Below are 23,534 nucleotides of genomic sequence, written 5' to 3' on the forward strand. Positions count from 1 at the left end.
TTCGAGTCTATCTGCGGATGAGACGTGCGAGACACGCCGGAAATGTAGCGGTTCGGCGTGGTTGCTTGACATTTGAATCAAATTCGAGCTTGACGCGACGTGATTACACCGATGTAATTATGAGTGGAATTTTCCACGAACCGGCGCGCATCTTGGGGGCGCAAGGAAAGGACGAGCATGGGCGAAGCAGTGCGGAACCGAAGCACATCACCCGCTTCCGAGGGGAGGATGGGCCTTCGCCAAACCGTTCCGGCCGACTGGTACGTCGATCCCGCGGAGACGCAGGGCGACCACCGTGAATCGACCGACAGCCTGGAAGATCAGGCCACCGCTTTTCTCGCTCTTGCCGACGATACCCCCAAACAAACCGCCGCGCCCACCGAGGCGGAAGACCAGCGCGTGGATCTCTTTTCGTCGGATCCCGACGTCTTGAAGATGTGGCAGGCGGCCGCGGGGCAGTACGGAACGGACGACGAAGAAGGCGAGCTTGCCTGGCAGGCCGACGCGCTGTGCGCCCAGACCGATCCCGAGGCCTTCTTCCCGGAAAAGGGCGGATCCACCCGGGACGCCAAGCGCGTCTGCTCGGAGTGTCCCGTGAGCCAGGCGTGCCTGGACTACGCACTGGCCAAGGACGAGCGCTTCGGAATTTGGGGCGGCCTGTCCGAGCGTGAACGTCGTCGCCTCCGCAGGCGTGCCAGCTGAAGGACGCTAACCTGACTCACAGCTGAGCGGGGTAGCATTTGGATTCCCATGATTGAGAACATTCGCATGTGCTCGCGCATGATGTGTCAGCGCGAGGCAACTTACACCTTGACGTACGCGTACTCCGAGTCCACCGTGGTGATCGGGCCCTTGGCGACTCGCGTGGAACCTCATGCCTATGACATGTGTTCTGCGCACGCCGCCCGGCTGACCGCACCGCGTGGATGGGATATTGTGCGGTTGGACATGGATGACTCGCATCCGTCACCCCAGGGTGACGACGCCGATCCGTCGGCGAATCTGTCCACGGAAGAGAGCAAGCCGGATATGCCGGACAACGTGAGGACTCTCCACTTTATGCGCGGGCCAGGCTCGCGCGCTTAGACTACGTCGGATGGTCGTGCTAGGGAACACGATCTTCCGTGATGCCGCACATCGGAAGGAAACCTTAGCTTTGGCCGAACCCACCTCGAACCACCGCGAGCATCGAGCTCAGGGGCGTATCGGAAGTCTTTCCGATCCCGATAACGCCCGCCCCCTCCTGAGCCGGCGCAAGGCCGTCGCCGGGGGCGCCCTGGGGCTCTTCAGCGCCGCGATCCTTTCGGCGTGCTCCAATAATTCCGGGGGCTCCCCGGGGGCCTCCGGGAGCAGCTCGTCGGGCGCGTCATCGGCCGCTGCCCCGGTCTTCGAGCCAGAGGTCACGGTCGTTCCCGCCGCCGATGCGCAGGAGATTAACCCGGTGGCCCCGGTGACCGTCAGCACGAAGCAGGGCAAGATCGAGAAGGTCACCGTTGACGGTGGCAAGGAGCCTGTGCAGGGCAAGGTCTCACCGGACGGGCTGACCTGGACCTCCGAAGGCCCCTTGGACTTCGATACCCAGTACACCGTCAACTACTCGGTGAGCAACGGTAAGGCCTCGAAGGACGGGCAGAGCGGCTTCACGACCGTCGTCGCGGCCAATGAGGCGGACGCCAAGATCAACGTCGCCGACGGCAAGACCTACGGCACCGGCCAGATCATCGAGATCAACTTCTCCGAGCCCGTGACCAACCGGGCCGAGATCGAAAAGGCCATCACCGTGACGGGCGGCGGCATGGGCCCCGGACGTTTCCGCTGGTACAAAGACACGATGGTTCGCTACCGCCCCGAGGACCTGTGGGCGCCGAACTCCGAGATCACGATCAACGCCGACCTGCTGGGCAAAGACCTCGGCGGCGGTCAGATCGGCAACCAGAACTACCAGGTCACCTTCAAGACCGGTGACAAGCACTACGCCTACGTGGACAACAACACGAAGACGATGACCATGTACGTCAACGACAAGAAGGTGCGCGAGGCCTTGGTGACCCTGGGCGACCCGGAGTGGCCCTCGGTCACCGGCAAGCTCGTCATCATGGAGCAGGCCAAGAAGTACAAGTTTGACGCGAGCACCCTGGGCATCAAGAAGGGCGATCCGCACTGGTACGAAACCTTTGAAGCGACCAACACCAACCGGCTGACCAGTAGCGGAGCCTTCGTTCACCAGGCGGAGCCCTCCGCGTATGCCTACGTGGGCGTCGCGAATATCTCGCACGGTTGCATCGGTCTGTTGCCCGACGACGCGGAATTCTTCTTCGACACCTTCATGGTCGGCGACGTGGTCCAAACCGAAAACACCGGCTACGGCCAGGCGGACCCGGATAACGGGTATGGTGACTGGAATATCCCGTGGGAGCACTACACGGATACCAGCTGGAAGGGTAACTGGTAGACGTCTTCCGGTGCGCCACGGCGCCCCCAGTGATGGGGGAGTCGTGGCTTCCCGCGTATCAGCGTCACCGCATTTCTAGTGAGGAGAAGCATGCCCGCCCCATCACGACCCGATGAACCCGAGGCCCCTTGGGCGGAGACTCCTCGACCGGAATGGGATAACCTGCTCCCGGCGGTGGCCCCGGAGACGGTGGATACCGGCACCACCGGGGCAACGGGTCGTGCCGGACTCCGCCGCCCCGAAACGACGGCACGCACCGCCTCGGCGCACGACGCATCGTCTGCGGCGTCGACCGGCGATGGCTCGCGGGCCTCAGGCGGTGGCACCTCGGCAGTTGCCGTCGCGGGCGAGGAGCGTGCCGACCCCGGCAATCTCCAGGCCGACGCGCAGGCCGAGGACGGCCGACGAGGGGGCGCGGGCCGAGGCTCCCGGGCGGCGGCCCGGGACGAGGCGATCGAGGACCGCCCCAGAGCCCTCGGCCTTCGGCGGGCCGTGATCACCATCGCCGTCCCCCTGGCCACGCTCATGCTGGCCATCCGGCTCGTGGCGACCCCGGCTTTTCTCTGGCTCGAATATCACCGCCCCGGCTTCCCCGAGGATGCCTACGGATTCTCGACCGATGACCGCATGACCTTCGGCTCCTACGGGCTGAACTACATCCTGAATTTCGCGCCGTCGCGCTTCCTGAGCGACGTCGTCACCCCGCACGGACAGACGGTGTTCTTGCCGGCAGAGGTGGGCCACATGACCGACGTCAAGCACGTGATGCTGTGGTCGCTGGTGGGAATCACCGCGTTGGCCCTGGTCGCTCTTCTGTGCATGACCGGGTTGCGGCGTCGGGCCCCGGGCGCGATCCGGAAGAGCTTATTCCTGGGCGCGTGGCTCACGCTCATTCTGCTGGTCGTCCTGGGGGTCCTCGCGGCCGTCGGCTGGGAATCCTTCTTCACGACGTTCCACGAAATCTTCTTCTCCGGTGGCAACTGGGCCTTCCGCGAATCCGACAGCCTGATCCGGCTCTTCCCGGAGCAGTTCTGGGTGGATTCGGCGGTCGTGATCGCCGCGGTGAGCATCATCGTCAGCGCCGTGATCCTGGCGATCACCTGGCCCACCAAGGCACGCCGTCAGCGGACCCTCCAGCGGATCCACGAGCGTCAGGGAGCCCGCGAGCGGCTCAGCCACTGAGGCCGCGGCCCGCAACAGCGCGGGTCACGATGAGCGTGCGGTGTCGTCCACCCAGCGGTGGAGCGCGGGGAGCAGCTCGCCGATCGCGTCCTGAATCTCCGTGACGGCCCGGCGGGCGGCTTCGTTTCCCTTGCGAAAGGGATCGGCGATGCCGTCCTCGGGCTGCCCGGCCGCGGCATGCGACCGCAGCCACACCGCCGGATCGGTCATTCCCGAGACCGGCGCGTGGGCGGCGGAAAGGTTGCGGGCGGCGTGCTTGAGCAAGAATGTTTTGCCGACCGCCGCCGGCCATTCGTCGAGGATCCACTGACGGTGGTGTCCCTCCATGGCGAGCACGATGTCCGCGTGGCGGATCATCTCCCCGGTCAGTTGCTGGGCCCGATGCTCGCCGAACGGCACGCCCCGCTCGCGCAGTTCGGCGCCCACCTCCTCGGCGACCGGAGAGCCCACGACCGCCGCTGTTCCGGCGCTCGCGAAGACCAGGCGCGAATCCTCCGGGCTCCGCTGGCGGGCCAGCAGCTCGGCGGAGGCCGAGCGGGCGATATTGCCGGTGCAGACGAACAGAGTGGCGTAGGGCGCCGGACCCGCCGCGTGTGCAGCGGGCCCGGAATTCGTGGGGCTGTTCACGGAAGACTCCTCCGAGGTGCGAGGTGAGGTGGTCGTGGGCGGATCAGATCCAGGCGTTGAACCACATCCGCCACCGCCAGTGATCGTAGGGGATGGTCTGGCCCGTCCAAATCGGCCAGAAGAAATTGCTGATCAGCAGCGCGGCGATGAGGAATGTGCCGACGACGATGAGCCCGAGGCGTCGTCGGCGCACGGTGTCTCCGGGCCTGCCGAGGCCAAGCCCCAGGACCGCCGTGAGCCCGAGAATCAGCCACGGCAGGAACGACAGGGCGTAGAAGTAGAAGGTCGTGCGCTCGGGATAGGCGAACCACGGCAGATAGGCCACGGCGAAGACCAAGAAGATCGCGCCCATGCGCCAGTCCCTCTTGATGATCCACCAGATCAGCACGAAGATCATGGCCGCCGCCGCGGACCACCAAATCAGGGGATTGCCGACGTTGAGAATGGCCGCCGAGCAGTGATCGGCCGCGCATCCGGCCTGGCCGGAATCGTAGGACTGGTAGTAATACGAGGTGGGCCGGCCCAGAATGAGCCACTGCCACGCCGGCGACATGTAGGTGTGCGGCGTGTCCAGGTGCGTGTGAAATTCGTAGGCCTCCACGTGGTACGCCCAGAGGCTCCGTAACGGGGCCGGGAGCCATTGAACCCCCTGGTCCGGATGTTCCTGGGCCCAATGGCGGTTGAAACCGTCCGAGGACGCGAACCAGCCGACCCAGGTCACCAGGTAGGTCCCGAGCCCCACGACGACCACCGAGATGAAGGCCCTCCAGGCATCTTTGAGGAGCGCGGCCGTGAACCAGTTGCGGACACCAACAACCCGCCTCGCGGAGATATCCCACAGCACGGTCAGGATGCCGAAGATCGCCACGAAAAACAGCGAATTCCACTTGACGCCGACCGCCGCACCGCACGCGATGCCCGCCGCGATCCGCCACCAACGGATTCCCAGCCACGGTCCGTACGAAAGATACGACCGGCTCGGAATTCCCGTGTCACCCGCCGATGCCGAGACCAGACACGCGAGCCGTCGTCGGCTCGCGGTGCGATCGGCGACCAGGAGCGCGAAGGCCAGGAGCAGCCAGAACATCTGGAAGATGTCGAGCAGGGCCAGCCGAGACTGGACGATGTGCAGCCCGTCGATGGCCATGAGGAATCCCGCGATCGACGCGAGGGTGATGGACCGGAACATCATCCAGGCGACCCACATCAGAACCGCGATCGATAAGGTTCCAAAGAGCGCCGCGGAGAAGCGCCACCCGAGGGGGTTGTCGTCGCCGAAGAGCAGCATGCCGAGGGCGATCATCCACTTGCCCAGCGGCGGATGCACCGCGTATTCGGGGTGGTCGGAGGGCTGCACCGGGTTCCCGGCGAGGAACGAGTCGTTGGCGTTCTCGGGCCACTGACGTTCATACCCGAAGTGGAACAGCGAGTAACCGTCTTTGGCGTAGTACGTCTCGTCAAAGGCCATCGCGTTGGGATGGGAAATGCTGACGAACCTCAGCAGCGCCGCCACGACCATGACGACGGCCGGTCCGATCCACCAGTACCGAGGCAGGTAGGCCGGGCCGACGCGGAGCCGATCCCACAGTGACTCCGGGGAGAAATGCGCCGGTCGGAACCGAGTTGCGGCGGTCGGGCGGCGTCGGGTTGGGGCCCGTCGTGCCGAACGCGAGGTCGAGATGTCATCGGGGGTTCTCACCCGTCCCATGCTACGGGAGGGCGGCTGTGCTTGACCGTCATGTCGCCTGTGGAGACCCCGACCACGAGTGCGGGAGGCCGCCGAAATTCCCTATATAGTTAAGGGCCGATGACCGAGATTTCGCTCACCAACGGGTGAGCACTTGCGCTGCGGGGGACTTCATGCACCATCGAACCGTCGAGGCCCGGGTATCGGAATGCGGGAGCAGGGGAGTTCGCGCGTGAGGGCCGCGAATCGCCTGCTCATTCTGAGCCCGGCCTTCCACGATTACGACGTCGCCTTTGCGGCGGCATTCGAACAGATCGGATACGAGACACACACCCACCTCTACGACCGTTTTGCGAGCCTTCCCCAGAAGGTCAAGAACAAGGTGCGCTTCGAGCTACCCGAGAGGTTGGGCCGGGACACCACCGCCCTTCGCGAGGAGCACGCCAATGCCGGGGCGTTGGCCGCCTTGCGGGAGGTCAAGCCCGATCTCGTCTTGGTCGTCAAGGGGGACGTGCTCCACCCGAACGTATGGCAGGAGATCGCCTCGCGAGGGATCCCGGTCGTGCTCTGGCTGTGGGACGAGGTGCGCCGAACCCGTTGGCAGCCCGACCGGTTGCGCGTGATCCCGAGTGTCGCCAGTTACTCGGCCCTCGACGTCGAGGCCTTTCGAGCCGAGGGCATCAACGCCTCCTACGTGCCGATGGGCTTCGACCATCTCCTCGAATTTCCGAACGGGCCCGTCGTGCCCGAGATCACCCACATCGGGGCCCGATACCCCAAGCGTGAGGCGATCCTCACGGATCTTTACGGCCGTGGGTTCCGGGTCAAGAGCTATGGCCGGGACTGGTCCCACGACGTGCGGGACAGGCTCCGCACTTGGGGCGGCGACCGTCCCGAGCTTCCCGCCGGCAGGGACCTGGACAGGGCGAATGCCTACGCCACGATGCGAGACTGCCTGGCGACCCTCAATATCCACGGAGACCAGGATGGCTTCACCATGCGGACCTTCGAGGCCGCGGGCGTCGGGGCGATCCAGCTGTGCGACCGGGCCGACGTCGCCGACTACTACGAGCCCGACCGCGAAATTCTGACCTTTGGCTCCACGGACGAGGCCCGGGAACAGATTTCGCGGGTTCAAGCCGACCCAACCTGGGCCGGAGCCATCCGCGATCGGGCCCGAAGCCGCACTCTCGCGGAGCACACCCTGGTCCATCGCGCGCGTGCCATCGCGCAGTTGTGGTGAGGCGGCTCGGTCTGCGGTCGGGCGATTGGCTAGTCTGGACGGGTGAACTCGACAAACGAAACCCCTGACCCCGCCCCGGATGCGGCCTCCGCCGGGCAACTGGTCCTGGCCGCGACCCCCATCGGAAACCTCCGTGATGCCAGCGAAAGGCTCAAGGAATATCTGTCGAGCGCCGACGTCGTCGCGGTGGAGGACACCCGCCGGTTGCGGACCCTCGCCTCGGGCTTGGGCGTCACCGTGACCGGCCGCGTGGTGACCAACCACGACCACAACGAGGGCCGCCGGTCAGAGGAGCTCGTCGCGGAGATCGCGGCGGGCAAGACCGTGTTGCTGATGTCCGACGCGGGCATGCCGACCGTCTCCGATCCCGGGTTCCGGGTGGTCGAACAGGCCGTTGCCGCGGGCCAGACCGTGACCTGCGCCCCCGGCCCCTCCGCGGTCTTGGCGGCGCTCGCGGTTTCGGGCTTGCCGACGGACCGATTCACTTTCGAGGGATTTATCCCGCGCAAGGCCTCCGAGCGCAAGGCCCGCCTGGCGGAATTGGCGGCCGAGCCCCGCACGATGGTCTTCTACGAAGCCCCGCACCGCCTCGGAGCCATGCTGGGGGCGCTCGTGGAGGCCTTCGGCGATGAACGACGGGCCGTGGTCGCGCGCGAGCTGACCAAGCTCCACGAAGAGACCCTTCGGGGGTCGCTGGGGGAGCTGTTCATGTGGGCCGATCAGCATCAGGTCCGCGGCGAGATCGCCGTGGTGGTGGCGGGTGCCCCCGAGCCCGAGGCGGAGCGACCCGAAGACCTCGTGGGCGAGGTCGAGGCCCTCGTCGAGGGTGGCCTGCGGTTGAAGCAGGCCGTCAACGACGTCTCCTCGCAGCATCAGGTGGGCAAGCGAGATCTGTACGAGGCCGTGTTGTCCCAACGCTCCGAAACCGATGACTGACCGCGTGACCGACGAGAAAGGCATTCTCACCCGATGAGCAACACAGCATCGAGCTCCTGGCGGGAGCTCGCCCCGGACACCCGAACCTTGACGAAGACGCTGTGGCCGGTCCCATCAGAGCGGCCGTACCCGGTCACCGGAGAGACACCGCCGGCGTATCAGGCCGAGCGCTATGTCGGCATCGCCGAGGAACCCTCGGGGGAGGGCACTCGTCGCCGGCACACCGCGGGCGACGACGGCCGCTCGCGCAACCTCGTCTTTCCCCCGGCGCCTGAGCCGCTTCCCGTCCCCATCGTGGACGATCACACCCACATGGATCTGCTTGATGGCGAGGTCGAGGTTAGCGCGCGTGACGCGCTGGATACGGGCGAAGCCGCTGGCATCGGGGCCATCGTCCAGGTCGGATGCGATCTGGAATCGTCGGCCTACGCCGTGGCCGCCGCGCAGGCCGACCCGCGGGTCCTGGCGGCGGTGGCGATCCACCCGAATGAGGCCCCTGGGCTCGTGGCCGCCGGCGAATTGGATGCGGCCCTCGAAGCCTTGGCGGAGATGGTGGACTCGTCCACCCGGGTGCGGGCCATCGGCGAGACCGGCCTGGACTACTTCCGCACCGAACCCGATGGTCGCGCCGCCCAGCAGGAGTCCTTCCGTCGCCACATTCGCCTGGCCAAAGAACGCGGACTTGCGTTGCAAATTCACGACCGTGACGCGCACGACGACGTCGTGGCGATCCTGCACGAGGAAGGAGCCCCCGAGCGAACCGTATTCCACTGCTACTCGGGAGGTCCAGATCTGGCGAGGGTATGTAACGAGAACGGGTGGTACATGTCCTTCGCGGGCACGGTCACGTTCAAGAATTCCCACGCGGTCCAGGAATCCCTCGACATCGCGCGCCCCGAGCTGATTTTAGCCGAAACCGACGCGCCCTTCCTGACACCGCACCCGTATCGGGGCCGCCCCAACGCGTCTTACATGACCAACTACACGGTCCGTTACATGGCGGATCGCCGGGGGCAAGACCTGACCGAGCTGTGCGAGCAGATACGGTCCAATGCGGTGCGCGTTTACGGTTCCTGGGGGATCGAAGGGTTCACGGAGGACCCGGGTCTTCCCACGTCGGCTCGCCTGTAGAATTCGGGACGTGATGGAAACAGCGCTACTGGGAGCCGCGGAGATCCGGGATCTCGCCGAACGGGCCGGCATCCGCCCGACCAAGACCCTCGGGCAAAACTTCGTGATCGATCCGAATACGATCCGACGGATCATTTCCACGGCCAAGATCAGGCCGGAAGAGACGGTTCTCGAGGTTGGTCCAGGGCTCGGGTCCCTCACGCTGGGGCTCTTGGACGCGGCCGAACGCGTCGTCGCGGTGGAGATTGACCCCCCGCTGGCCGAGCAGCTTCCCGACACGGTCCGACGTTTCCGACCTGAGAAGGCGGACCGCCTCGACGTTGTGCTCTCGGATGCCATGAAGGTCCGGCACCTTCCGGTCGAGCCGACGGCGCTCGTGGCCAACCTTCCGTATAACGTCGCCGTTCCGGTGTTGCTGCATCTCCTGGCGCAGTTTCCGTCGATCACCCACGGTCTCGTCATGGTCCAAGACGAGGTCGCGGATCGGCTGGCCGCCGAGCCGGGCAACAAAACCTACGGGGTTCCTTCGGTCAAGGCCTCCTGGTTCGCCGAGGTCCGCAAGGCCGGGGTGATCGGGACGAACGTGTTCTGGCCTGCCCCCAAGATCCGGTCCGGATTGGTGTCTTTCACTCGTCGCGAGGAGCCGCTGGCAGACGTGGACCGGGTCGCGCTCTTCGGCGTGATCGACGCCGCCTTCGCCCAGCGACGCAAAACGCTCCGGGCCGCCCTGGCGGGTTGGGCCGGTTCGTCGCAGCGGGCGGGCCGGATCCTGGAGGCCGCCGGCGTGGACCCCACTCTGCGCGGTGAACGGCTCGGCGTCAACGAATTCATCAGCATCGCTCGGGCGGCCGAGACGGTCCCCGCCTGGGTGGCGCGCGGTGATGTCCTCCCGCGCGGGTATTCACAGTAGGGGAATTCTTCGACTTCTTGGGTGGATCCTGACTGGGTGAAACGCTTCCTCTGGAATGAGAACACGCTCCTGACAGGCAGTTATACCGGTCGGTAACACTCGCGCACCGCGTTGTTCCTTGTGATAGCTCTCACTAATATCTACCCCATCATTTCAAAGTTGAATGTTGGGGGTACCTCGTGAAGAAGACATCATTCTCCCTGGTCGTGGCGGCAACGGGCCTGCTGCTGGCCTCGTGTTCGGCGCCGAGCGGTCAGGAATCCGCGCATCAGACCTCCGGCGACGGGGATCTCAAGATCGCCTGTTCGCAACAGGAGATCTTCTGCCAGAAGATGACCGATAACTTCACCCAGGCCACCGGCATCAAGGCGACGTACGTTCGCTTGGGATCGGGCGAGGTATTGGCCCGTCTGAAGACCAACAAGGGGGAGTTTGACGTCTGGTCGGGAGGGCAGGCGGAGAACCATATTGTCGCCCACAAGGACGGCAACATCGAGCCCTACGTCTCGCCCAACGCGGCCAAGCTGCCGTCCGAATACAACGATCCCGACGGGGTCTGGTCCGGTTTCTACACGGACTCCATCGGCTTCTGTTCGAGCAAGGACGAGCTGGCACGCCTGGGGGCCGACGCGCCCAAGTCCTGGGATGACCTTCTGGATCCCAAGTTCGAAGGCAAGATCTCCATGCCGCATCCGGCCACGGCGGGCGTGGGGTACATGGTCCTGTACACGCTCAATCAGAAATTCGGCGGGGACGAGGGCAAGGTCCTGGACTACATGCAGAAGCTCAATAAGAACGGGGTGCAGTACTCCAAATCTGCTGCGACCAGCACGCAGATGGTGGGCCGGGGCGAGGCCGCGGTCGGCATCGCACTGGATTCGGACTGTGCCCAGGCCCAGCACGAGGGCTTCGGGTCGCTCGAGAATACCTATCCGGAAGGTGGCACCGGTTTCGAGGTTGGCTCCGTGTCGATCGTCAAAGGCGCCAAGCACATGGATCAGGCCAAGAAGTACTTCGACTGGATCCTGAGCAAGGAAGCCCAGGAGAAGTTCGCCGAGGTTCCTTCCTTCGCGGCGCCTACTAACCCGGAGGTGACGATCGGCTCCGACGTTCCCGACCAGACGAAGGTCTCCAAGGTCAGCTGGAACGTCGCCGATGCCGCCGGAAAGCGTCAGGATCTGAACACGCTTTTCGAAGAGAAGATCCAGAAGGCCAGCGAGGCCAAGTAGTACCGACCGATGTCGTCCGACCCCGTCGCTCGTCGAGAGAGACCCTTGGCGGGGTCGGGCTCAAGCCCGAAAAGTCCCCAACACCATGACAGCGCTGAAGAAACGCGGCATCCATATCTGGATTCTCACCGCGATCGTCCTGATTGCCCTTTACTTTGTGGTCCTCCTGCCCAGCATTCGATTGTTGGGCCAGGGGCTCAGCTCCCAAGGCATCACCGCGTTCACCAAGTCGATCGTGGGAACCGGCGGAAAAAACGTCTTGGTGAACACGGTGATTCTCGGATGTCTGGTCGGGCTCGTGGGCATGATCGCCGGTTTTGTCCTCGCGATGGCCCAGACCCGTCTGCGATTCCGGGGCAAGAGGATCTTCCACTGGATTGCGATGTTGCCGCTGATCTCCCCGCCCTTCGCGATCGCCACCGCGACAGTAACCCTCTTCGGGAGGCGGGGCCTCATCACGGACAAGCTCCTTGGACTCGACGTGGACGTCTATGGGCTCCCTGGCTTGGTCATCGTCCTGGCGCTCAGCTTTACGCCGGTTTCGTACATGAACTTCAGCGGAATGATCCGCAATCTCGACCCCACCTTGGAAGAAGCCGCGCAGTCCTTGGGCGCTAGTCACCTGACGACGCTGCGCAAGGTCATCCTGCCGATGTTGCTCCCCGGTTTTGCCACGGCCTTCCTCTTGCTCTTCGTGGAGGCCGCCGCCGACCTGGCGAATCCGTTAGCGCTGGGCGGAGACTTCAGGGTCCTGGCCTCGGAGATCTACTTTGCGGTGGCCGGCAACGGCGACATCTCGTATGCGGCAGGGGTGGCCGTGGCCCTGCTTATCCCGTCGCTGTCCGTGTTCTTGATCCAGCGCTACTGGGTGAGCAAAAAGTCGGTCGTTTCCGTGACGGGAAAACCTTCGGGGCAGCCGAAACCCCTTGAGTCGTGGTGGATTAAGGCCCCGATCGGGATCCTGGCTGGCGCGTGGATACTGCTGATCCTCCTGATGTATCTCACCATCGTCGCGGGCGGATTCGTCACGATCCTCGGGGTCAAGAACGACTTCAGCTGGGAGCACTACGAATTCATTTTCCGTCTCGGCAAGGAAGCGATCGTGACGACCACGGTCATGACCCTTATCGCGGCACCGTTCGCGGTGCTGATCGGAACCCTCACCGCGTGGCTGGTGGTCCGTCAGTTCAAACGATTCGGGGCGGTGTTGGATCTCGTCGGCATGCTTGGCCTTGCCGTACCCGGGACCATCTTGGGCCTCGGTTTCGCGATTGCCTATTCCCAGCCCACCTGGCTCTTCGGAGTCAGAATCCTCCCGGCCCTCGCGGCCGGAGGCGCGGTGCTCGGAGGCGCCGTCGCGATCGTCATGGTTTACATCGCGCGAGGGCTACCGGCGAGCCAGCAGTCCTCGATCGCGGCCCTTCGACAAGTCAGCACCAGCCTGGAGGAAGCGGCCGCGAGCCTGGGGGCCGGACCGTTGACGGTGCTCAGGAAAGTTACCGCCCCCTTGATCTACCAATCCATGCTGACCGGATTCACGTATACGGTCACCCGATCCATGACGGTCATTACCGCGGTCATTTTCATCATCACCCCACAGACCAAGGTCATGGCGGGGCAGATCTTGGACGAGGTCGACGCCGGTCGCTTCGGCAATGCCTTCGCCTACTGCACGCTGTTGATCGCCATCGTGCTCGCCATCTTGGTCGTCACCGAGCTCCTCCACCGCCTCCTAGGCCGTCGCGGCATCGAGAACCTGAAGGGAAAGAACAAGTCGTGAGCGCGAAAAACATCGAGCCGTCGTCAGTCGACTTTACGAACATCGTCAAGAGATACCGCAGCAAACACGGTGCCGTCACGGCCGTGGAGGGCTTCACGCTGAGCGTGCGCCCGGGCGAGTTGGTGAGCTTCCTCGGGCCCTCCGGCTGCGGCAAGACCACCACATTGCGGATGATCGCCGGATTCGAAGAGATCACCGAAGGTGAGTTGCTGATCTCCGGTCAGCGCATGAACGACATCGAGCCGCATCGACGGCCAATCTCGATGGTCTTCCAGTCCTACGCTCTGTTTCCGCACCTTTCGGTGCGGGACAACGTTGCCTTCGGGCTCAAGCTACGTAAAGAATCCGGCCAGAAGATTCGCTCGCTCGTGGACACCGCGATGGAGACCATGAACATCGGCCAGTATGCAGACCGCGCCCCGCACGAGCTCTCCGGGGGACAGCAGCAGCGCGTGGCACTGGCGCGGGCGATCGTCACCGAGCCCCGGGTGCTCCTCTTCGATGAGCCCCTGTCCAATCTGGATGCCAAGCTCAGGGTCAAGATGCGGACCGAGATCCGTCGTATTCAACAGGACTTGGGCATCACGGCGATCTTCGTGACCCACGACCAAGAAGAGGCCATGAGCATCTCCGACCGGATCGTGGTCATGCGGGCCGGCAAGATCGAGCAGGTCGGCACGCCGGAAGACATCTACGAAGAGCCGGTGAACCAGTTCGTAGCCGACTTCATCGGTTCGTCCAATCTGTTCGATGTGCGGCATCCCCGGCTTTCATCCGGGGGAGGTGGGGCGGTCGTTCGACTGTTCGGCCAGGATGTTTCCGTGCCCATCGCCGGATCTCGCTGGGAGGAAGGGGCGGCCGGTAAAGCGCTCCTTCGGCCGGAGCGCGTCAGGGTCCACTCGGAAGGCGCGGAGGTCGGCGGGCAGATCACCGCACCCGGGAGGGTCACCAGATACCAGTACTTCGGCGACCACACCAGATTGGAATGCGAGACCGCCGAGGGCGCGGTCAAGGCCAGGCTGTACGGGCAGTCCAGGCACTGGAAGGTCGGGGAAGGCTGCCTGATCGCCTTCGAGCCACAGGACATTCGGCTCATCAAGGCTTCTTGACCCTGGTAGGCATCGAACGCATCGAGGCGGGCAAGACGGAGAGTAGGAGGAGAATTCATGAAACATGTATTGAGGTGGGGGATGGCCGCGGCCCTGGTCGTAACGGCGCTAGGCGCCCCATCGGCCGAGGCCCAGGACCACGCGGGTTCCTGCCCCGACTATCACGTGATGTACGACAGATTTGTCCACGGCCTTGAGGGGAATGATCTCGGACTCGCGGTGCAACATCGCGGTGCGTTTTCGGCGACGCTTCCGGGTAACAGCCTCGGGGCCTTCCGGGCCTCCTTCGAAGCGTGTCAGCCGGCGATCGAAACCGACGTGCGCACCACCCGCGACGGACAGTTGGTGCTGTTTCACGACACCCATGTCGGGCTCGCCCTCGAGCCGACATTCGATCCAGAGCGGGGGACGGGACCGAATCCCGCCCTGTCTTCTCTGGACTATCGAGACCTGGAGCGGAAGCCGTTGTTGACGAAGGACCGCAAGCCGACGTCGTTCGAGGTGCCCACTCTCGATCAGCTGCTCCAAACCGCCGAGAACATGCACGCGCCGACTCTGATGCACCTGGACGTGAAGGAGCCCGATCAGGCCGTACGCATCGCCCGTACCATCGCGGACTTTGAGAGTTCGCATCCTGACTCACACATGAGCCAACGGGTGGTCCTGAAATTGCCGATGAGCGAGTACCCGACTCCAGGTGACTGGCAAGCGGCCCTGGACCGGGCGGGCGTTCACCGCACGATCATGGTGCTGCCCATGATGAACCCCGGAGTCGCTGCGGCCCTCGATGCGTTTCCGGGGAAGGGGTCCGTGCCACGCTCCCAGGAGGCGCTTCGGGCTTGGACCGAGGCCCCGTCCACGCTTGCCCCTGCCGTCGAGGTGCTGATTAAAGACTCTTCGGACGTCCGGTCCACCAAACATGTCTTCAGTGAATTCGGGGACTACCAGACTCCCAAGAGCCGCGACCCGGGAAATGCTGAGCCCGGTTCGATGGCCCAGATGGCCTTCACCGTGCTGGCTTCGGGCAAGCCCCTGGGCAATTTTGTCCCCTTGCCCGACCGCATGCTGTGGGAAACCCGCTCCTTCTCCGGTTACACCGTTCCCAACATCGGTGGTGACCATCGCCCGCTGAACGTGACGCGGGCCTTCTACAACGCCGATGGACGATGCTGCTACGCGTTGGACGACAAGCGGTCCACCTCGAAGTACGCCCGTGAAGCGCAGGACCTCCGGGCGAATATTGCGTGGCAGGCCGACATGGGAGTGCGGCTCTTCACCGTGGACGATTCCGATTCGGTGCACACATACCTGTCGGAGAACAACATTCTCGATCGCGCGTCCGTTCCGAGCCCGCGGAGAGCCGCTGCCGAGAGCCGGTCGTGGTTGTATTGGCAACTGCAGGGCATGCGAATCCCGAACGAGTCGCGCGTGACCCTCAAGGGGTGGGGCGGGGGAGCCTCCCACACGTGGCAGGGCCAGGTTTGTCTCTTCAACTGGCGGGATCAGCCGGGATGGGTCGCCGCCTGCTGGTACGACAAAGAGTCGGGATACTCACCCGAGATGGAGATTTCGGTGGTCAACGACCACTTCATGAGGATCAAGAATGTCTTCGACCAACAATGCCTCGCCACCCATCCCGGGGACTGGGACCTCGTGTATTGGCAGGCCAACTGCGACGATCCGCGAACCCTCTGGAGCCGCACGGCGAACGACGAGTACCGCGACGTCGATGGCCGCTATCTGAGCTTCGATTGGGACGACCGCTATTCGTGGGGAGTCCCGTGGGCTTACGCCCATCTCACGGAGCAATCGACCGGTTCCTGGAGCACGTGGAGCTTCGATGTCTGAGCGAGGACGCCGTCATGGGGAAGAGCCACGCGGCGAAAGACGGCGTGATGATCCGTGCCACCGCCCGAGCCGTGTTCCGGAGGCGACGCGGCGAAAATGGTGCTCGACCTTTGAACCGCGTCGGTTTCGCGGGTGGACCGTGGTTGCGGAGGTTCCGGATTTCTCACCGTGGAGGAGACAGGCTCGGCGGGCGATGCGCCGGCTGCACGAGGCCAGTGGCCCCGGGGAGTGGTCTCACCACCCGCTTTCCAGCCTGCATATGACGGTGTTTCCCGGGTTGACCGAGTACGACCTCGATCCCGATCGATTCGGTGAGGCCCGGTGGGGTCCGGATCAGACCATCGAAGGGCTCACCCGCGAGTGTCTCCGGCGCATCGAGGCCTCGGCGGTACCGTGCATCGGGCCCCTCGAGGTCGAGATCCTCGGATTGGATTCCAGGCGTGACGAGGTTCGAGTCCTCGTGGAGATCACCGATTCGCGCCAGAGGCAACGCGTCGCGCGCTTCCGAGAACTCCTCCGGGAAGTGCTGCAGTGGGCAGCCCCGGGGTTCGACGATTATCGGTTCCACATCACCCTCTCCTACCGGCTCACCGACGGTCGGCTCAGGGAATCTCTGGAGGGAGAAAGGTTCGCGCACGTGGTGTCCCCGGCCATTCGGTCCGGACGGATCGAGTTGGCGGCACCGGCCTTCTGCGTCATCGACTCGATGGTCTCCTTCCCGCCGCTGATCCGGTTCTAGCGGAACAGCGCTGCGGAGGAATCAGTCGACGATCTCGGACAGCTCCAGCCAGCGCATCTCGAGCTCGTCGACCTCGTCCTGGATCCGCTGGACCTTGCGGCCGAAATCGGCCAGCCCTTCGTAGTCGGACTGGTCATGAGCGGCCATCTCCTCGTGTACGGCGCGCTTGGATTCGCTGAGCCGGCTCAGTTTGCGGTCGATCGCCTTGATCTCCTTCTGAGCCTCGCGGACCTCCGCGCCGGAACGCTTGGGTGCGCCCGACGGCGCCGGGCCGGCCGAGTTCGATGCCGTCGCGGCGCGGGAATCGGCCTCCGCCTGTTCCTGGAGTTCGAGGTACTGATCCACCCCGCCCGGGACGTGGCGGAACCGCCCGTTCATCACGGCGTACTGCTGGTCCGTGACGCGCTCCATCAGGTATCGGTCGTGCGAGACCACCAGGAGCGTGCCCGGCCACGTATCCAAGAGATCTTCCATGGCGGCCAGCATGTCGGTGTCGAGATCGTTCGAGGGCTCGTCGAGGATCAGCACGTTGGGCTCGTCCAACAGGATGAGCAGAAGCTGCAGTCGGCGCCGCTGTCCACCCGAGAGATCGCGGACCGGCGTCGAGAGCTGCGCATTCGTGAAGCCGAGCCGCTCGAGGAGCTGCCCCGGCGTCATCTCTTTGCCGTCGGCCATGTAGCTGCTGCGTTTGCGGCCGATGACGTCCGAGACGCGCTCGTTCTCAATATCCTTGAGCTCATCGAGCTGCTGCGTCAGGGTCGCCACGCGAACCGTCTTTCCCGTCTTGACGCGGCCCGTCGTGGGTTCGACATCGCCGGTGACGAGCCCGAGGAGGGTCGATTTTCCGGCGCCGTTGACCCCCAGAATTCCGGTGCGCTCGCCGGGCGCGATGCGCCAGGTCACGCGCTGGAGAACGGGCTTCTCGTCGCCGTCGGGGAGCGGGTAAGAGACCGAGACATCCTCGATGTCCACGACGTCCTTGCCCAACCGGGAGACGGCCATGCGCGAGAGCTCGACCTGGTCGCGAACCGGTGGGACATCGTCGATCAGTTCGTTGGCCGCGTCGATGCGGAACTTGGGCTTGGACGTGCGGGCCGGTGCCCCGCGGCGTAGCCACGCGAGCTCCTTGCGCATCAGGTTTTGCCTTTTTGCCTCGGCGGCCGCGGCCTGCCGGTCGCGTTCCACGCGCTGGAGAATATACGCGGCGTAGCCGCCTTCGAAGGGCTCGACCAGGCCGTCGTGCACCTCCCAGGTATCGGTGCAGATTTCGTCGAGGAACCACCGGTCGTGGGTCACGGTGAGCAGTCCGCCCTGGTTCTTGGGCCACCTCTGGTTCAGGTGGCGCGCGAGCCAGGTGATGGCCCCGACGTCGAGATGGTTGGTGGGCTCGTCCAGCATCAGCACGTCCCAGTCGCCGATGAGCAATTGGGCCAGCGCGACCCGGCGCCGTTGGCCGCCGGACAGGGAATTGATGGGCGCGGTCCAGTCGAGATCCTGCACGAGGCCCGAGATGACGTCACGGATCTTGGGGTCCGAGGCCCACTCGTAGTCGGGGGCGTCGCCGACCATGGCGTATCCGACGCTGTGGTCGTCCTCGAGCACGTCCGACTGGTCCAGATAACCGACTCGCACGCCGGAGCGCACCGTCACACGGCCCTCGTCGGGCTTGAGGCGCTGGGCCAGCAGGGACAGCAAGGTCGACTTTCCGTCGCCGTTGCGTCCGACGATGCCGATGCGGTCGCCTTCCGAAACTCCGACCGTGACGCCTTCGAAGACGGTGCGGGTGGGGAACTGAACATGAAGCGATTCGCCGCCGAGTAGATGTGCCACATCCATAGACTACGTGCTCGTAACCGGCGTGCAGAACGGCCTCGATGCTTTGATACGATGAGTAACCGTCCGGGACGGCAAGTCCCCATGACAATCCGCCTTGGTGTAATGGCAGCACAGCGGCCTTTGGAGCCGTTAGTCTAGGTTCGAGTCCTAGAGGCGGAGCGAGTCTGCGCGCCCCGCGTCGACATCACCCACATCGAGGAGTCCCACTCTCTTGACCTTTGGCACTCAGGAATCCCCTTCCGCCGTCATCGTCTTGGCAGCCGGAGCTGGAACCCGTATGAAGTCATCGCTCCCCAAGGTCATGCACCAGATCGGTGGGCGTTCCATGGTGGAGCACGCGATCGCGACGGCCCGGGAGCTGTCCCCGGAGCATCTCGCGGTCGTCGTCAGGCACCAGCGAGACCGCGTGGTTGAGCACGTGCGCGGCTTCGATGAGCAGGTGCGCATCGTCGATCAGGATGAGCTCCCCGGAACCGGTCGAGCCGTCGAGGTCGCCCTGGAGGCGCTGGACGCTCTGCCTTCCGGGCGGATGCAGGGCACCGTGATCGTGACCTACGGTGACGTCCCGCTGTTGACCTCCGCGACGATCAGCGACCTCACCCGGTATCACCGTGAGCAGGATAACGCCGTGACGGTCCTCACTACCAAGCTCGAGACGCCCGGCGGCTACGGGCGCATCATTCGCAATGAGGGCGGCGAGGTCACCGCGATCGTCGAGGCCAAGGACGCCACCCCCGAGCAGTTGGCGATCACCGAGGTCAACTCCGGCATCTATGCCTTCGACGCTTCCGTTTTGCGGGAATCCCTGAACGCCGTGACCACCGACAACGCCCAGGGCGAGAAGTACCTGACCGACGTCCTGTCGATCGCCCGGGACAACGGTCACCGAACCTCGGCGCTGACCATCGAGGACCGGTGGGAGGTCGAGGGCGCGAACGACCGCGTTCAACTCTCCCAACTGGGCAAGATCCTCAACGAACGCATTACCGAACGACACATGCGCAACGGCGTGACGATCGTCGATCCGGCCACGACCTGGATCGACACCACGGTCACGATCGACAACGACGTCACCATCCTTCCCGGCACGCAATTGCACGGAGAGACGTCGATCGCCACCGGCTCCACCATCGGGCCGGACTCCACCCTGACCGATATCCGCGTCGGCAAGGACGCCACCGTGGTGCGCACGCACGGTTTCGGCTCGGTGATCGGCGACGGCGCGACCGTCGGTCCCTTCACCTATCTGCGCCCGGGCACGGTCTTGGGCGACGAGGGCAAGATCGGCGGTTTCTGCGAGACCAAGAACGCCGATATTGGCAGAGGCACGAAAATTCCCCACTTGTCCTACGTGGGCGACGTCGAAATCGGTGAGAACTCGAATATCGGCGCGGCCTCGGTCTTCGTCAATTACGACGGGGTCGACAAGCATCGCAGCGTCATCGGCTCCAACGTCCGCATGGGCTCCGACAACATGTACGTGGCCCCCGTGAAGGTGGGTGACGGCGCGTACTCCGGTGCGGGCACCGTGATCCGCAAGGACGTTCCGGCGGGTGCGCTCGCGATTAATGAGGCTCCCCAGCGCAATATCGAGGGCTGGGTCGAAAAGAAGCGAGCAGGTACGGCTGCGGCAGAGTCCGCCCGCGCGGCTCGTGAACAGAATGCTGTTGAAAGCATCGAGGAAGGCTAGTCCATGACCCAGACCATGACGAATCCGGGTGAGAAGAAGATGGTCCTGGTGACGGGCCGTGCTCACCCCGAACTCGCGGAGGCAATCGCCCAAGAGCTCGAGTGCGATCTGCTCCCGACCTCGGCATACGACTTTGCCAACGGCGAGACGTACGTCCGCTTCGAAGGCTCGGTCCGCGGCGCCGATTGCTTCGTGATGCAGTCCCACCCGATGCCGATCAACCAGTGGCTGATGGAACAGTTGATCATGATCGACGCGCTCAAGCGCGCCTCGGCCCGTCGGATCACCGTGATCGCGCCGTTCTACCCCTACGCGCGCCAGGACAAAAAGCATAAGGGCCGCGAACCGATCTCGGCCCGCCTGATCGCGGATCTCTTCAAGACCGCCGGTGCGGATCGCATCATGAGCGTCGACCTGCACACCTCGCAGATCCAGGGATTCTTCGACGGTCCCGTGGATCACCTGATGGCCATCCCGTTGCTCGCGGGCTACGTCAAGTCTCGCGGTTTTAATCTCGACAACGTCACGGTCGTTTCTCCGGATACGGGGCGCGTGCGCGTGGCCGAGCAGTGGTCCGAATTGCTCGGCGGCGCGCCCCTCGCGTTCGTGCACAAAACCCGCGACATCTCGGTGCCGAACCAGGCCATGTCCAAGACCGTGGTGGGCGACATCGAGGGACGCTCGTGCGTGCTCATCGACGATATGATTGACACCGGCGGAACGATCTCCGGGGCCGTGAAGGTCCTGGAGGAGGCCGGCGCCAAGGACGTCATCATCGCCGCGACCCACCCGGTGTTCTCCGGGCCGGCATGCGAGCGCTTGGCGAATTCCGGTGCCTCGGAGGTCATCGTGACGGATACGCTTCCGGTCCCGGAAGAGCATCAGTTTGAGAACCTCACGGTTTTGTCGATCGCACCGCTCATCGCTCGTGCGATCAAGGAGGTCTTCGAGGACGGCTCGGTCACGAGCCTGTTCGGGGGCGTGGGGTAGTAGTTATGAGGGCGCCGATCCGGATGGGGGTCCGGAAGGCTGCCCTGGGCATTGTTTTGTTGGGGGATAAAAACAATATGTCACGGTCACAGGCGCGAGCCGTCGGTGCGTCATGGTCCTCGTGGAAGCGGGCAGCGTGAGTGCCGCTACCATCGTCATTCCGCACTACGGGGATCCACGGCCGACCCTTTCCCTCGTGAATGCCATTTTGGCGGGGGGGGGGGCAGTCTATGAAGACTGAGGTCATCGTCGTGGACGATCACTCTCCCGAGGCCTTCCCACCGCTGCCGGCGCCGTGCGTCGTCATCAGGCGTGAGACGAACGGCGGCTTTGGCGCGGCCGTGAACACCGGGTTAAACGCGGCATCGCACGACATCGCCCTGGTCATGAACAGCGACCTGAGGATCGCCCCGGAATTCGTTCACGCGTTTCTGCGGGATGCCCGAAGCCGCGGGCGAGCGGTGGTTTCGCCGCACGTCGTGGACGAACACGGGCTCTCCCAGTGGGCGGGCAGGTATTTTCCCACGGTCGCGCACCAAGCTACCGAGTGGCTCATCCCCTTAGCCAGGTGGCGCCACACCCGATTCCTGCACGAGCGCGTGGGGCATGACACCCGATGCACGGCGGGCGCGATCGTCGAGGTCGACTGGGTTCTCGGCGCCTGCATGTGCCTGCCGGTTGACACCGTGCGCCAGATCGGCGGCTTTGACGAACGCTTCTTCATGAACTGTGAGGAAGTCGATCTCCAGCGAAGGCTTCGCGAGGTCGGTGTGCCCTCGGTCTTCCTGGGCACGCACACCGTGGTTCATCGGGGAGGTGGCTCCTCGGCGAGCGCGCTTCGACGGCAGTGGCTCGTTGCCTCACGCGTGAGGTACGCGCAAAAATGGGGCGGAGACCGGCGGCTCCGGCTCGCGCTGATGGCCTGCGTCTACGTGAATTTTCTTTACCTGGTGATCGTGCGCCTTCTGGGCGGTTGCAGCCGGCCGCTGACGAACCTTCGCGGGGAACGCCGTCTGGCCGCCTCCGACGGCACGTACCAGCGCGCGGTTCGCCCCACGGCCCGAGGAGGTGTCGAATGATCGGTCTGGATCACCCGGAAGACCTCACGGCGTGGAGCCGGTGGCAGCGGAGGCGCAATGTGCTGCGTGAAACCAAAGCCGCCGCGTCGACCCTGCTTCAAAGGCGGGAACCCTCGGTCGATGCGGTGGTTCTTCACGTCGCCGACGGAGACCCGCGACTGCTCGTGGCCCTCGACGCGACGACTCCCACGAAGATCGCCGCGCTGATCCGACCGATGAGGCATCTCGTCGGCCGGGTTCCCGTCGCGGTCCTGGCGCCCGGGGATATCTCCGCGCAACTGCCGGGGGAGGGATGGGCCGTGAGGCGGATCCCGCGGACCCTCGCCGGACTCGATGCGCAGAGGGGTTCCGGAGGGACGCTCGGCCGGATCGACTCCGTCATGAGCGCGGGACATTACCTTCCGGTCGGGTCCCTCCTCGACGCCTGGGCGCAGAGCCACGGGCTGAGGAAATGGATCGTTCAGCACGGCCTCCTGACGCCCAAGGCCCCGCCGTTGCCGCACGAGGCGCACCTGCTGGCCTTCACCGAGGCCGACGGGCGTTTTTGGGCCAGCGGTCGCCGCGATATCGAGATTCATCCGGTCGGTTCTCAGCTGTTGCACGAGGCCGGACGGTTGGCGCGGGTGGGCACGAAGACCTCGGCGGCGCCCGTCTTTCTGGGACAGCTCCACGGGGTCGAACTGAGCAAACCGGGGTTGGTGGCCTCCACGCGGCGATTCTGTCGCGACACCGGCGCCGTGTACCGGCCGCACCCCGGGGAGAAGGATCTGTTCTCGCGGACAATCCACCGGTGGTGGGAACGCGAGGGCATCGAATTCGACCGTTCCGGCGAGGCCCTCACGGATCTGCGTTCGCCGGTGGTATCGACCTTTTCCACAGGGGTGCTCGAGGCCGCAGCCAGGGGGCTGGACGCGTGGGTCTACCACTCGCGGCCGCCGGCGTGGCTGCGAGAATTCTGGCAGCGCTACGGCATGAATCAGTGGGGCGAGGCTCCCACGCCCGCGCCCGATCCCCTCCACGACGAGCCGGCGCGGCTGATCGCGGATATCGTCTCCCACTAGATCTC

At 64.8% G+C, this 23,534-nt stretch carries 20 protein-coding genes and 1 tRNA gene; 18 read left to right on the plus strand and 3 right to left on the minus strand.

The annotated features are described in order from the left end of the window. Window positions 1-177: 177 nt before the first annotated feature. The 4 genes from CURSPS6_RS12920 to CURSPS6_RS10060 all read left to right on the plus strand — a co-directional run bounded on the left by CURSPS6_RS12920 (window position 178) and on the right by CURSPS6_RS10060 (window position 3,634). Entirely contained in the window at window positions 178-702 is a 525-nt protein-coding gene (locus tag CURSPS6_RS12920) for a WhiB family transcriptional regulator (RefSeq protein WP_035811049.1), read from the plus strand. Window positions 703-750: 48 nt separating this feature from the next. Next, entirely contained in the window at window positions 751-1,086 is a 336-nt protein-coding gene (locus CURSPS6_RS10050) for a DUF3499 domain-containing protein (protein ID WP_051687898.1), read from the plus strand. 70 nt (window positions 1,087-1,156) lie between these two features. Beyond that, window positions 1,157-2,452: a L,D-transpeptidase gene (locus CURSPS6_RS10055; protein WP_030015920.1), complete on the plus strand. Its 1,296-nt coding sequence runs from the start codon at window positions 1,157-1,159 to the stop codon at window positions 2,450-2,452. A gap of 90 nt (window positions 2,453-2,542) precedes the next feature. Beyond that, window positions 2,543-3,634 (plus strand): TIGR01906 family membrane protein, encoded by a 1,092-nt coding sequence (locus CURSPS6_RS10060; RefSeq protein WP_051687899.1) that lies wholly within the window; start codon window positions 2,543-2,545, stop codon window positions 3,632-3,634. A 24-nt stretch (window positions 3,635-3,658) separates the two neighbouring features. Here CURSPS6_RS10060 and CURSPS6_RS10065 read toward each other — a convergent pair whose 3' ends face one another. Both CURSPS6_RS10065 and CURSPS6_RS10070 read right to left on the minus strand, forming a co-directional pair. Continuing rightward, entirely contained in the window at window positions 3,659-4,261 is a 603-nt protein-coding gene (locus tag CURSPS6_RS10065; protein WP_051687900.1) for a low molecular weight phosphatase family protein, read from the minus strand. A 43-nt stretch (window positions 4,262-4,304) separates the two neighbouring features. After that, on the minus strand, window positions 4,305-5,969 hold the full coding sequence (locus CURSPS6_RS10070; protein WP_082470430.1) for a phospholipid carrier-dependent glycosyltransferase: 1,665 nt from the start codon (window positions 5,967-5,969) through the stop codon (window positions 4,305-4,307). A gap of 211 nt (window positions 5,970-6,180) precedes the next feature. Between CURSPS6_RS10070 and CURSPS6_RS10075 the strand changes: the two genes are divergently transcribed. The 9 genes from CURSPS6_RS10075 (at window position 6,181) to CURSPS6_RS10115 (ending at window position 16,873) form a co-directional block, all read left to right on the plus strand. After that, window positions 6,181-7,191: a CgeB family protein gene (locus tag CURSPS6_RS10075; protein WP_030015925.1), complete on the plus strand. Its 1,011-nt coding sequence runs from the start codon at window positions 6,181-6,183 to the stop codon at window positions 7,189-7,191. Between the two features lie 42 nt (window positions 7,192-7,233). Beyond that, window positions 7,234-8,127, plus strand: a complete 894-nt coding sequence (gene rsmI / locus CURSPS6_RS10080; RefSeq protein ID WP_030015926.1) for a 16S rRNA (cytidine(1402)-2'-O)-methyltransferase — start codon at window positions 7,234-7,236, stop codon at window positions 8,125-8,127. 33 nt (window positions 8,128-8,160) lie between these two features. After that, on the plus strand, window positions 8,161-9,258 hold the full coding sequence (locus CURSPS6_RS10085; RefSeq protein WP_082470432.1) for a TatD family hydrolase: 1,098 nt from the start codon (window positions 8,161-8,163) through the stop codon (window positions 9,256-9,258). A 13-nt stretch (window positions 9,259-9,271) separates the two neighbouring features. Further along, window positions 9,272-10,168, plus strand: a complete 897-nt coding sequence (gene rsmA, locus CURSPS6_RS10090; RefSeq protein ID WP_200910946.1) for a 16S rRNA (adenine(1518)-N(6)/adenine(1519)-N(6))-dimethyltransferase RsmA — start codon at window positions 9,272-9,274, stop codon at window positions 10,166-10,168. 179 nt (window positions 10,169-10,347) lie between these two features. Continuing rightward, window positions 10,348-11,397, plus strand: a complete 1,050-nt coding sequence (locus CURSPS6_RS10095) for an ABC transporter substrate-binding protein (RefSeq protein WP_030015930.1) — start codon at window positions 10,348-10,350, stop codon at window positions 11,395-11,397. Window positions 11,398-11,482: 85 nt separating this feature from the next. Further along, window positions 11,483-13,177: an ABC transporter permease gene (locus CURSPS6_RS10100; protein WP_051687903.1), complete on the plus strand. Its 1,695-nt coding sequence runs from the start codon at window positions 11,483-11,485 to the stop codon at window positions 13,175-13,177. Further along, window positions 13,174-14,286: an ABC transporter ATP-binding protein gene (locus CURSPS6_RS10105; RefSeq protein WP_035811052.1), complete on the plus strand. Its 1,113-nt coding sequence runs from the start codon at window positions 13,174-13,176 to the stop codon at window positions 14,284-14,286. The genes CURSPS6_RS10100 and CURSPS6_RS10105 overlap by 4 nt, the downstream gene beginning before the upstream one ends. Window positions 14,287-14,343: 57 nt before the next feature. Continuing rightward, the gene (locus CURSPS6_RS10110) at window positions 14,344-16,134 is read left to right on the plus strand and encodes a glycerophosphodiester phosphodiesterase family protein (RefSeq protein ID WP_082470434.1); all 1,791 of its coding nucleotides are present in this window, start codon (window positions 14,344-14,346) and stop codon (window positions 16,132-16,134) included. Further along, window positions 16,127-16,873, plus strand: coding sequence for a DUF1868 domain-containing protein (locus CURSPS6_RS10115; RefSeq protein WP_082470436.1), 747 nt, complete (start codon window positions 16,127-16,129; stop codon window positions 16,871-16,873). Before CURSPS6_RS10110 ends, CURSPS6_RS10115 begins: the two co-directional genes overlap by 8 nt. Before the next feature lie 21 nt (window positions 16,874-16,894). On the opposite strand, the gene CURSPS6_RS10120 is transcribed toward CURSPS6_RS10115, so the two are convergent. Then, window positions 16,895-18,709: an ABC-F family ATP-binding cassette domain-containing protein gene (locus CURSPS6_RS10120; RefSeq protein ID WP_235503748.1), complete on the minus strand. Its 1,815-nt coding sequence runs from the start codon at window positions 18,707-18,709 to the stop codon at window positions 16,895-16,897. 88 nt (window positions 18,710-18,797) lie between these two features. Here CURSPS6_RS10120 and CURSPS6_RS10125 point away from each other — a divergent pair. From CURSPS6_RS10125 to CURSPS6_RS10145, 5 genes are all read left to right on the plus strand, one after another. After that, a tRNA-Gln gene (locus CURSPS6_RS10125) sits at window positions 18,798-18,868 on the plus strand. Window positions 18,869-18,920: 52 nt separating this feature from the next. Continuing rightward, window positions 18,921-20,399, plus strand: a complete 1,479-nt coding sequence (gene glmU, locus CURSPS6_RS10130) for a bifunctional UDP-N-acetylglucosamine diphosphorylase/glucosamine-1-phosphate N-acetyltransferase GlmU (RefSeq protein WP_030015936.1) — start codon at window positions 18,921-18,923, stop codon at window positions 20,397-20,399. 3 nt (window positions 20,400-20,402) lie between these two features. Further along, a complete protein-coding gene (locus tag CURSPS6_RS10135; RefSeq protein WP_030015937.1) occupies window positions 20,403-21,389 on the plus strand; it encodes a ribose-phosphate diphosphokinase in 987 nt (328 codons plus the stop codon). Window positions 21,390-21,619: 230 nt separating this feature from the next. Continuing rightward, window positions 21,620-22,468 (plus strand): glycosyltransferase family 2 protein, encoded by an 849-nt coding sequence (locus CURSPS6_RS10140; protein ID WP_051687904.1) that lies wholly within the window; start codon window positions 21,620-21,622, stop codon window positions 22,466-22,468. Beyond that, on the plus strand, window positions 22,465-23,529 hold the full coding sequence (locus tag CURSPS6_RS10145) for a hypothetical protein (protein ID WP_030015938.1): 1,065 nt from the start codon (window positions 22,465-22,467) through the stop codon (window positions 23,527-23,529). Before CURSPS6_RS10140 ends, CURSPS6_RS10145 begins: the two co-directional genes overlap by 4 nt. The last annotated feature ends 5 nt before the right edge of the window (window positions 23,530-23,534 follow it).

It is taken from the genome of Curtobacterium sp. S6 (assembly GCF_000710345.2).
Lineage (GTDB): Bacteria > Actinomycetota > Actinomycetes > Actinomycetales > Micrococcaceae > Rothia.